This is a genomic window from Desulfovulcanus sp. (genome assembly GCF_982781345.1).
In genome coordinates this window covers 1-1,487 of the sequence record NZ_CEYAEZ010000150.1, presented here as the reverse complement: position 1 = coordinate 1,487, position 1,487 = coordinate 1, and the positions used below count along the sequence as shown (strand labels likewise).

The 1,487-nt window shown below is 61.1% G+C and carries 2 protein-coding genes; both read right to left on the bottom strand.

Features of this window, described 5'->3' with window-relative positions; translation table 11 throughout:
- Positions 1-941: IS3 family transposase (locus AC3WVG_RS11795; protein WP_488798314.1), on the bottom strand; the 941-nt coding region annotated here is incomplete at its 3' end.
- A complete protein-coding gene (locus AC3WVG_RS11790) occupies positions 938-1,390 on the bottom strand; it encodes a transposase (RefSeq protein WP_488798313.1) in 453 nt (150 codons plus the stop codon). The genes AC3WVG_RS11790 and AC3WVG_RS11795, both read right to left, overlap by 4 nt.
- Between the last annotated feature and the right edge of the window lie 97 nt (positions 1,391-1,487).

Here is a 1,487-nt window from a genome sequence, read left to right as displayed (position 1 = left end):
GGTTGGCCGCGGACAAACCGTTCGGGATGGGCGGCATAAGCGGCCTGCAGCACCTGTTGGCGCTGGGCTTGGTGCTCTTCGGATTGCCCATAGTGGACCATGGCCGGCGTCAGTAACGCCAAGCCGGTGTGGTAGTGTTGCTCGTTATACCAGGGGAAAAAGGTCCGCGCCCAAGCCCGGGCATCGGCCAGGGAGCCGAACCGTTCGGGAAAATCGGGCTGATACTTCATCGTCTTGAAGTGGGCCTCGGAAAATGGGTTATCATCGGGGACATGGGGTCGGGAATGGCTGGGGGTTACCCCCAGATCGCTCAAGAGCTGGGCGAGCGTCGAGGCGATCATCACCGATCCGCGATCCGCATGCAGTGTCAGTTGCTCCCGACGAATCCCCTGGCGCTGGCAGCTGGTCTCGATGAGGGGTTCGGCCAGCTCTTTAGACTCCTGTTCGGCGACCATCCAGCCCACCACGTACCGACTGAAGACGTCGAGGACGACATACAAATAGTAATAGACCCATTGGGCCGGACCTTTCAACTTGGTGATGTCCCAACTCCACAATTCATTCGGTCCGGTCGCCAATAACTCCGGTTTCGTATAGGACGGGTGGCGGAGCTGATTCCGGCGTTCCCGCACCTCCTCATACGTTTCCAGGATGCGGTACATGGTGCGCCAGCTACACAGGTAGATGCCCTCGTCCAACAACTGCGCCCACACCTGACGGGGGGCCTGATCTTGGAACCGCTCGCTATTGAGCAGGTCGCGCACGTGGCCCCGCTCCGCCTCGGTCAGCGCCCGGGCGGGCGCTGTGCGCCGAATTCGCGTCGAGGCAAGCCTCTGACGCGAATCCGACGTGCGATAAAAACTACCCCGCGGTATTCCCAGGACGGTGCAGGCGGTCGACACGCCTACCTCTTCAGCTAGCTGGTGGGCCGTCTGGATCATCTGCTGGCGCCCTTTGGGAGAGCCGCGCAAGCGATCCCAAGTAGGTTGGAGAGTTTTTTTTGCACCTCGATAATGGTTTCGGCCTGTTCCAGCTGTTTGCGCAGCCGTTCGTTCGCCCGCCGTAGCCGTTCCACCTCTTGGGGGGCCGGATCGGCCGGAGAGGGACCCTGCTTCCGGACGTCCAGTTCTCCCTGCTCCCGCTGCTGGCGCCATTTGCTCAAGTGGGACGAATATAATCCCTCGCGGCGTAACAGGGCGCCTATCTGTCCCGATTGGGTGCATCGGTCGACTTCCTGGAGGATGCGGCGTTTGTAGGCGGCCGGAAAGCGGCGCCGTCGCGCTCGGGATACCACCTCGGTTTCGCGGCTGGGGGTGGGGGCGGCCTCAGACAGGGATTTTGACGCTTCCTGCCCGTTGATCGGGGTCGTCAGAACCGGTGATTGAGACATGGTTTAGATCTCCTTCGCCCTGGGGATATGCTCCTTAAACTTTCCGGGCAAGTTGTCTCATTTAATATAGACACACAGGGGGCGCCGAGTGGGGCTT